Consider the following 7,544-nt stretch of genomic DNA (forward strand, 5'->3'; position numbering starts at 1 on the left):
GTAGGGCGACGGAGCGAGTCCGCAGCTGCACGGCTTCGGCCTGGGAACTCCCGTGGCCCATGCGATCGAGAATCGGTCGCATGGGCCACGTTCGCTTTCCATGAGGGACCGACGACTTCGCCGCGTCCCGGGCGTCGCCCGGGGCGGGAGGTCAGCCCCGCTCCGGGAACCGGTACGCGTCGACCTCCGCCAGCAGCTTCTTGCGCCGACCCTCGTCCTCCTCCAGGAAGGAGGCCTCGAAGGAGTTCCGCGCCAGCAGCCGCAGCTGGTCGTCCGTCAACCCCAGCGCCGCGCGGATCCCCGCGAAGTTCTCGTCCACATACCCGCCGAAGTACGCCGGGTCGTCGGAGTTGACGGTCACCAGCAGGCCCGCCGCGAGCATCGCGGGCAGCGGGTGGTCGGCGAGGGTGTCCACGCAGCGCAGCCGGACGTTCGAGAACGGGCAGACGGTCAGCGGGATCCGCTCCCGGACCAGCCGCTCCACCAACTCCGGGTCCTCGATCGCCCGGATCCCGTGGTCGATCCGCTCGACCCGCAGCACGTCCAGCGCCTCGCGCACGTACTCGGGGCCGCCCTCCTCGCCCGCGTGGGCGACCAGCCGCAGGCCGGCCTCCCTTGCCAGCCGGAAGACGTCAGCGAACTTCGACGCCGGGTGACCGACCTCGGCCGAGTCCAGGCCGACGCCGTCGATCGCCACGCCGAAGTACGGCCGGCAGGCCTCGAACGTCGCCAGCGCCGACTCCTGCGGGAGGTCCCGCAGGAAGCACATGATCAGCTTGGTGCTGATGCCGTGCCGCTCCGCCGCCGCGTCCATGGCCCGCCGCAGGCCGCGGACCACCGCGTCCAGCTCCACGCCCCGCGAGGTGTGCGCCTGCGGGTCGAAGAAGATCTCCGCGTGCCGGACCCCCGCCGCCTCAGCGCGGGCCAGGTAGGCCTCGGCCAGTGCGGTGAAGTCGTCCTCGGTCCGCAGCACGTCCATCAGCTGGTAGTACAGGTCCAGGAAGGACTGCAGATCGGTGAAGGCGTAGGCGGCACGCAGCTGCTCCGGGTCCGCGTACGGCAGGTCCACCCCGTTGCGGTGCGCGAGCTCGAAGGCGAGTTCGGGCTCGAGTGTGCCCTCGATGTGCAGGTGCAGTTCCGCCTTGGGAATCGGTGACACGGTGCGCTACCTCTGAAGTGAGCTGTACGGGACATTCGGGTCAAACCACTTACCTTAGTCCCTGCGGTAACCTTGAGGGTCACCCCGGCGTCCACACGAAAGTCCTTGCCTCTCATGCCTGTCGAGTCGGTCTTCCCGCGCCTGGAGGCCCTCCTCCCGCACGTCCAGAAGCCGATCCAGTACGTCGGCGGCGAGCTCAACTCGACCGTCAAGGACTGGGACGCCTGCGATGTCCGCTGGGCCCTCATGTACCCCGACGCGTACGAGGTCGGCCTGCCCAACCAGGGCGTCATGATCCTTTACGAGGTGCTCAACGAGCGCGAGGGGGTCCTGGCCGAGCGCACCTACAGCGTCTGGCCGGACCTCGAGGCGCTGATGCGCGAGCACCGCGTCCCGCAGTTCACCGTCGACGCCCACCGCCCGGTGAAGGCCTTCGACGTGTTCGGCCTGAGCTTCTCCACCGAGCTCGGCTACACCAACATGCTCACCGCGCTCGACCTCGCCGGCATCCCGATGCTCGCGGCCGACCGCACCGACGAGGACCCGATCGTCCTCGCCGGCGGCCACGCCGCGTTCAACCCGGAGCCGATCGCGGACTTCCTCGACGCGGCCGTCGTCGGCGACGGCGAGCAGGCCGTCCTCGACATGACGGAGATCATCCGCGCCTGGAAGGCCGAGGGCCGCCCCGGCGGCCGCGACGAGGTGCTGCTGCGCCTGGCGCGTACCGGCGGCTTCTACATCCCGCGGTTCTACGACGTCGAGTACCTGCCGGACGGCCGCATCGCCCGCGTCGTGCCCAACCGTCCCGGCGTGCCGTGGCGCGTGTCCAAGCACACCGTCATGGACCTCGACGAGTGGCCCTACCCCAAGCAGCCGCTGGTGCCGCTGGCGGAGACGGTCCACGAGCGCATGTCGGTGGAGATCTTCCGCGGCTGCACCCGCGGCTGCCGCTTCTGCCAGGCGGGCATGATCACCCGCCCGGTGCGCGAGCGCTCCATCACCGGCATCGGCGAGATGGTCGAGGCGGGCCTGAAGGCCACCGGCTTCGAGGAGGTCGGCCTGCTCTCGCTCTCCTCGGCCGACCACACCGAGATCGGCGACATCGCCAAGGGCCTGGCCGACCGCTACGAGGACGACAAGGTGGGCCTGTCCCTGCCGTCGACCCGCGTGGACGCCTTCAACATCGACCTCGCCAACGAGCTCTCCCGCAACGGTCGCCGCTCGGGCCTCACGTTCGCGCCCGAGGGCGGCAGCGAGCGCCTGCGCAAGGTGATCAACAAGATGGTGTCCGAGGAGGACCTCATCCGCACGGTCGCCACCGCGTACGGCAACGGCTGGCGCCAGGTGAAGCTCTACTTCATGGCCGGTCTGCCGACGGAGACCGACGACGACGTCATGCAGATCGCCGAGATGGCGAAGAACGTCATCGCCAAGGGCCGCGAGGTCACCGGCACCAACGACATCCGCTGCACCGTCTCCATCGGCGGCTTCGTGCCCAAGCCGCACACGCCGTTCCAGTGGGCCCCGCAGCTGGGCGTCGAGGAGACCGACGCACGCCTGATCAAGCTGCGCGACGCGATCCGCGGCGACCGCAAGTACGGCCGCAACATCGGCTACCGCTACCACGACGGCAAGCCGGGCATCATCGAGGGCCTCCTCTCCCGCGGTGACCGCCGCGTCGGCGCGGTCATCCGCGCCGTCTACGAGGACGGCGGCCGCTTCGACGGCTGGCGTGAGCACTTCTCCTACGACCGCTGGATGCGCTGCGCGGACAAGGCCCTGGCCGGCGCCGGCGTCGACGTCGCCTGGTACACCACCCGCGAGCGCCAGTACGAGGAGGTCCTCCCCTGGGACCACCTCGACTCCGGCCTCGACAAGGACTGGCTCTGGGAGGACTGGCAGGACGCGCTCGAGGAGGTCGAGGTCGACGACTGCCGCTGGACGCCGTGCTTCGACTGCGGCGTGTGTCCGCAGATGCAGACCGAGATCCAGATCGGCCCGACGGGCAAGAAGCTGCTTCCGCTGACGGTCGTCAACCAGTAGCGCCCGCACCGCGTCACACCACGAGCGGCCCTGCCTTCCGGCAGGGCCGCTCGTCGTTGTTCGGGGGTGGGGTCAGGACAGTCGGCTGAGGCTCATCGCCGACGGGCCCTGGCCGGGCGTGTCGGTGCAGGACCAGTCGCCGGAGGGTTGGGCGGTGATGAGGGAGAGGCAGTGGCCGAGGGCCTGCTGGCCGTAGGCGTTGGGGTGGAACGACTCCTGTTCGGTGCCCTGGGTGGCGCCGGTGGTGAGGAAGCGGGCCCATTCGCTGGTCGCGGGGGAGGGCGGCTGGGAGGAGGTCGCGAGCTGGTCGTGGGTCGAGCAGACCTCGTGGCCCTGGAGGGCGTTCTCGAGGTCGAGGAACTGGACGCCCTTGGCGTCGGCGACGCCCCGCAGGGCCGAGGAGATCTCGGGGATCAGGGTGTCCCGCGCCCAGTCGGAGTCGCCGTTCCAGAACGGGCAGCCGCCGGTGTCGGTGCGGGACCAGCCGCTCTCGGAGTAGCGGTTCTCGCCGCTGCGGGGGATGGGGGAGGGGTAGGACTGGAGGATGATCCGGTAGCTGCCGGGCGCGTAGCCGTCGGAGGCCATCGCCGCGTTGACGGAGTCGATGGTCTTCCCCACGTTCGCCATCGCGCCGGGGAGTGCGGAGGCGATGGCCTGCTGCTCGGAGGGGTTGCAGTAGCTGTACCAGATCTCGTAGTCCTCGACGCAGGTGGTGATCACGTCGCTGAAGCCGAGGTCGTTGCCGCCGATCGAGAGCACGATCGTCTGCACGTCGTCGGTCGCGGCGATCTGGGCCAGCTGGTCGGCCTGCGGAGCCTCGCCCTTGAAGGACTGTCCGCCGTCCGCCGCACGCAGGACGTCGGCCGTGGTGGCGCCGGAGCAGGCGATGTTGACGCGGGTGGACTGGGCGAGGCCCGGCGCGCTGTTCACCTCGGCGGTGTCGGAGCGGTCGCAGCCGCTGTTGTAGGTCGGGCCGTAGACGACGGTGGGTTGGTAGCTGCCGCCCACATAGGCGCGGTCGGTGCCGTCACGGCTTCCCGAGTAGTCGTCGCTGTTGCCGAGCCAGCGTCCGGCCTCGCCGGAGATGTAGCTGTCGCCCATGGAGACGACGGCGGTCGGTCCGGTGACGGCCGCATGCGCGGTGCCGCTTCCGTTGAAGAACGCGAGAACAAGGGTCAGGGACGCGACGCCGAGTCGCATCCCTCTGGCGGAGCCAATCATGGGTGAACTCCAGGTGAGGGTTGGGGTTCACCGGCCGGTGCGCAGAATCTGGCACACGGCTGATTGCTACCGCAAGGTAACTACGGCACTTATTTCTTGAGGAGTCGTCCGGAAAGGGGCGCGTGGCAATTACGCCCCTTTCCGTAGCGAAATTCGGAACGCGTCCGGCCTCAGCAGGCACAGAGGCAGAACGGGTGGCCGGCCGGGTCCGCGAAGACCCGCCAGGACTTGGTGCCCGCCCAGTCCTCGAGGAGTGTCGCGCCGAGCGCGAGCACCTGCGCCTGCGCGGCGTCGAGATCGGTGACGCCGATGTCGATGTGCGCCTGCTGCGGGACGTCCTGCCCCGGCCAGGCCGGGGCGCGGAACGCCTCCGTCTCGACCAGCTGGAAGGCGAGCTTCGTGCTGTGGTCGCCGACCAGCTCCACCCAGCCGTCGCCCTCGTCGACGACCTTGCCGCCGACCAGCTCGGCGTAGAAGGCGGCCAGGGCCAGGGGGTCGGGACAGTCGAGTGCGTAGGCGCGCAGTGTGCCGATCATGTCGTGCCTCCCGTGAGCGTTACCGCAAGAAGCGGTCCAGAGGTAACTGCTGGCGTTACCGGATGCTGCCGCACTATCGGTAACATCGCAAGCATGGGAGACGCCCCGGAGCCGCTGCGGTTCGTCCAGGACCTCGTCAACACCCTCGACGTCGAGAGCGGTGCGGACGGTCTGGAGGCGTTCGTGGGCGAAGGCGTCGAGGTCGAGCGGGTCCGTGCCTTCCGGGAGCTGCTGCGGCTTATATGTATGGCGCATGGCGGCATGAATATGACTTCGGAGTTGATTGAGATATTCGAAGGCGAGCTCGCCACCGCTCCGCTTGTTCTCGCACTCCGCCCCGACGGGGAGGCGGAACTCGTCCCGGCCCCCGGACTTCCACCGACAGAGCTGCTGTTCGCGCAGGTCGCAGCCGCCGTCGCGGCTTCCGGAAAGGACTGGCTGCGGCTGAAGGCGTGCGCCGACGAATCCTGCCGCTGGCTTTACTACGATCGTTCTCCGGCCGGGCTTGGTCGCTGGTGCAGCATGGCCGTATGTGGAAGTCGTGCGAAGATGCGTGCTTATCGGGCCAGAGGAAATGTTTCTGCAGTACCTCCGGCCGAATATGCTGAATAGCATGGCCAAGACCCTGATCGACCTGGACGAAGAGGCGTTGGCGTTCGCAGCCGAGGTGCTCGGCACCAAGACCAAGAAGGACACGGTCAATGCCGCACTCCGGGAGATAGGGGCACGGGCCAAGCGTGAGCGGGCTCTGGAGCAGATGATCCAGCTGTTCGAGTGCGGGGCCTTCGACGACTCCATGCAGCGTCAGGGACGCCAGGGGGGTGCGCGGGTTTGGCCGGAGCAGGCGGCTTCCTGATCGACACCTCGGCCGTCGGGCGCATGATGCGCCCCGACGTGATCGAGCACTGGCGCGAGCAGACCGCGTCCGGCCAGGTCGGCATCTGTGACGTCACCCGGCTGGAACTGCTCCGCACGGCCCGCTCCGGCGAGGAGTTCACCCGGATGCGCGCCGGCGTCGAAGCCCTCTACACCTGGTGGCCGATCCCCGAGAAGGCCCTGCGCCGGGCCCTCGACTACCAGGAGCGGCTCGCGGAGGACGCGGGGCGGGGCGCCCTGCGCCTCGTCGGCACGGCCGGCCTGCTGCTGGCGGCCACGGCCGCCCACCACGGCCTGACGCTCCTCCACTACGACACGGACCTGGAGACCCTGGGCGGCCTCACCGGCCTGCCCACCCGCTGGCTCGCCGAGCCCGGATCCATCCCCTGACGCGCCCGCGTACCCTTGTAGGCGCACAACCGCCCCTACTCCCGAAGGACTGAGCGCACTGGCACGCCGCACGCCCGATGGTCCGCCGCCCGCACCCGTGGTCCAGCGGATCCGTCTCCGCTACACCAAGCGCGGGCGCCTCCGCTTCACCAGCCACCGCGACTTCCAGCGGGCCCTCGAGCGCGCCCTGCGGCGCTCCGCCGTCCCCATGGCCTACTCCGCCGGCTTCACCCCCCACCCCAGGATCAGCTTCATGAACGCCGCGCCCACCGGCGCCGCGAGCGAGGCCGAGTACGTGGAGCTGGCCCTCGCCGAGCATCGCGACCCGGAGCTGCTGCGCAAGCAGCTCGACGAGTCGCTGCCGCCCGGCCTGGACGTGATCGACGCCGTCGAGGCGCAGGGCAAGGACTTCATGGAGCGGCTCCAGGCCTCGGTCTGGCAGCTGAAGCTGGACGGCGTCGAGCAGGACGTCGCCCGTGCCGCCGTCGCCGGGTTCCTCGCCGCCGACGAGGTCACCGTGGAACGGCAGACCAAGAACGGCCTGCGCAGCTTCGACGCGCGCGGCGCGGTGATCTCGCTGCAGGTCGTGGATGCGCAGGTGGACGCGGGTGGCACCGCCCTACCGGAAAGTACGACCGATATCCCTGCAGGCCGCGCCTGTGCGATACTGCGGCTGGTTGTTCGGCACGCCACACCCGCCGTCCGACCCGACGACGTCCTGACCGGGCTTCGTGCGACGGCCGACCTCGCGCTGCCGGTCCCCGCTGGGGTGACCAGGCTGGCGCAGGGGCCGCTCGACGAGGAGTCCGGCGCGGTGACCGACCCGTTCGCGTCCGACCGCGACGCGGCTGCGGCCCTTGGAACCCACAGTTCCGAGGCGGCCGGGCCGCAGTTCGCGTAGCGGCGATCGGTCGGCGACGCGGCGTCGCCGACGCCCGACCGGCGCCCTGGGAGCCATCCGGGGCCGGGTCGAGGGGTGCGACCAGAAGACTTCGGCACGCCCGCGAGCCTCGTGGGGGTGCCACGACGACATACGCGAGCCCCCGTGCGGCGCCCGCCTCACCGGCGCGGCGCCCGGGGGCGTGACGGGAGAACCGCCCGCATGCCCGACATCACCGACAACGAATCCAACGAACGGCGCGACCAGAGCGACACGCAGGCAGCGGCCCCCAAGGCCGCTCCGCGCCGCCGCCGCGCCGCCAGCCGCCCGGCTGGCCCCCCGGTCGGGGAGGCAGCCGCCTCCGAGCCGCAGGCCACCGAGGCCGCCGCGCCGAGCGCGAACGTCACCGCCGCAGTGGCAGGTGCCGAGACCGCTCAGA

At 70.3% G+C, this 7,544-nt stretch carries 9 protein-coding genes; 6 read left to right on the forward strand and 3 right to left on the reverse strand.

Translation table 11 applies throughout. From position 1 onward, the window contains the following. Window positions 1-151: 151 nt before the first annotated feature. Entirely contained in the window at window positions 152-1,159 is a 1,008-nt protein-coding gene (locus TR49_RS31595; RefSeq protein WP_042387645.1) for an adenosine deaminase, read from the reverse strand. Window positions 1,160-1,273: 114 nt separating this feature from the next. On the opposite strand from TR49_RS31595, the gene TR49_RS31600 reads away from it, so the two are divergent. Then, window positions 1,274-3,202, forward strand: a complete 1,929-nt coding sequence (locus TR49_RS31600) for a TIGR03960 family B12-binding radical SAM protein (protein WP_042387648.1) — start codon at window positions 1,274-1,276, stop codon at window positions 3,200-3,202. Window positions 3,203-3,274: 72 nt separating this feature from the next. Here the strand turns inward: TR49_RS31600 and TR49_RS31605 are convergent, their stop codons facing one another. Beyond that, entirely contained in the window at window positions 3,275-4,423 is a 1,149-nt protein-coding gene (locus tag TR49_RS31605) for a GDSL-type esterase/lipase family protein (RefSeq protein WP_084725631.1), read from the reverse strand. A gap of 170 nt (window positions 4,424-4,593) precedes the next feature. Continuing rightward, window positions 4,594-4,959, reverse strand: coding sequence for a VOC family protein (locus tag TR49_RS31610; RefSeq protein ID WP_042387650.1), 366 nt, complete (start codon window positions 4,957-4,959; stop codon window positions 4,594-4,596). Between the two features lie 93 nt (window positions 4,960-5,052). Here TR49_RS31610 and TR49_RS41905 point away from each other — a divergent pair, with 93 nt between their 5' ends. The 5 genes from TR49_RS41905 to TR49_RS31630 form a co-directional block, all read left to right on the forward strand. Continuing rightward, window positions 5,053-5,571, forward strand: coding sequence for a CGNR zinc finger domain-containing protein (locus TR49_RS41905; RefSeq protein WP_084725632.1), 519 nt, complete (start codon window positions 5,053-5,055; stop codon window positions 5,569-5,571). A gap of 1 nt (window position 5,572) precedes the next feature. Then, a complete protein-coding gene (locus TR49_RS31615) occupies window positions 5,573-5,815 on the forward strand; it encodes a type II toxin-antitoxin system VapB family antitoxin (protein WP_042370475.1) in 243 nt (80 codons plus the stop codon). Next, a complete protein-coding gene (locus TR49_RS31620; protein WP_052434805.1) occupies window positions 5,791-6,225 on the forward strand; it encodes a PIN domain-containing protein in 435 nt (144 codons plus the stop codon). Before TR49_RS31615 ends, TR49_RS31620 begins: the two co-directional genes overlap by 25 nt. Before the next feature lie 97 nt (window positions 6,226-6,322). Beyond that, complete coding sequence (locus tag TR49_RS31625) at window positions 6,323-7,126, forward strand: TIGR03936 family radical SAM-associated protein (protein WP_042387653.1); 804 nt, start codon at window positions 6,323-6,325, stop codon at window positions 7,124-7,126. A gap of 201 nt (window positions 7,127-7,327) precedes the next feature. Next, window positions 7,328-7,544: hypothetical protein (locus TR49_RS31630; protein ID WP_042387656.1), on the forward strand; the 217-nt coding region annotated here is incomplete at its 3' end.

It is taken from the genome of Streptacidiphilus melanogenes (genome assembly GCF_000787835.1).
Taxonomy (GTDB): domain Bacteria; phylum Actinomycetota; class Actinomycetes; order Streptomycetales; family Streptomycetaceae; genus Streptacidiphilus; species Streptacidiphilus melanogenes.

Coding starts and splice junctions, on each gene's coding strand:
- TR49_RS41905 (WP_084725632.1), top strand. CDS start 5,053: ATGGGAGACGCCCCGGAGCCGCTGCGGTTCGTCCAGGACCTCGTCAAC.
- TR49_RS31615 (WP_042370475.1), top strand. CDS start 5,573: ATGGCCAAGACCCTGATCGACCTGGACGAAGAGGCGTTGGCGTTCGCA.
- TR49_RS31610 (WP_042387650.1), bottom strand. CDS start 4,959: ATGATCGGCACACTGCGCGCCTACGCACTCGACTGTCCCGACCCCCTG.
- TR49_RS31600 (WP_042387648.1), top strand. CDS start 1,274: ATGCCTGTCGAGTCGGTCTTCCCGCGCCTGGAGGCCCTCCTCCCGCAC.
- TR49_RS31605 (WP_084725631.1), bottom strand. CDS start 4,423: ATGATTGGCTCCGCCAGAGGGATGCGACTCGGCGTCGCGTCCCTGACC.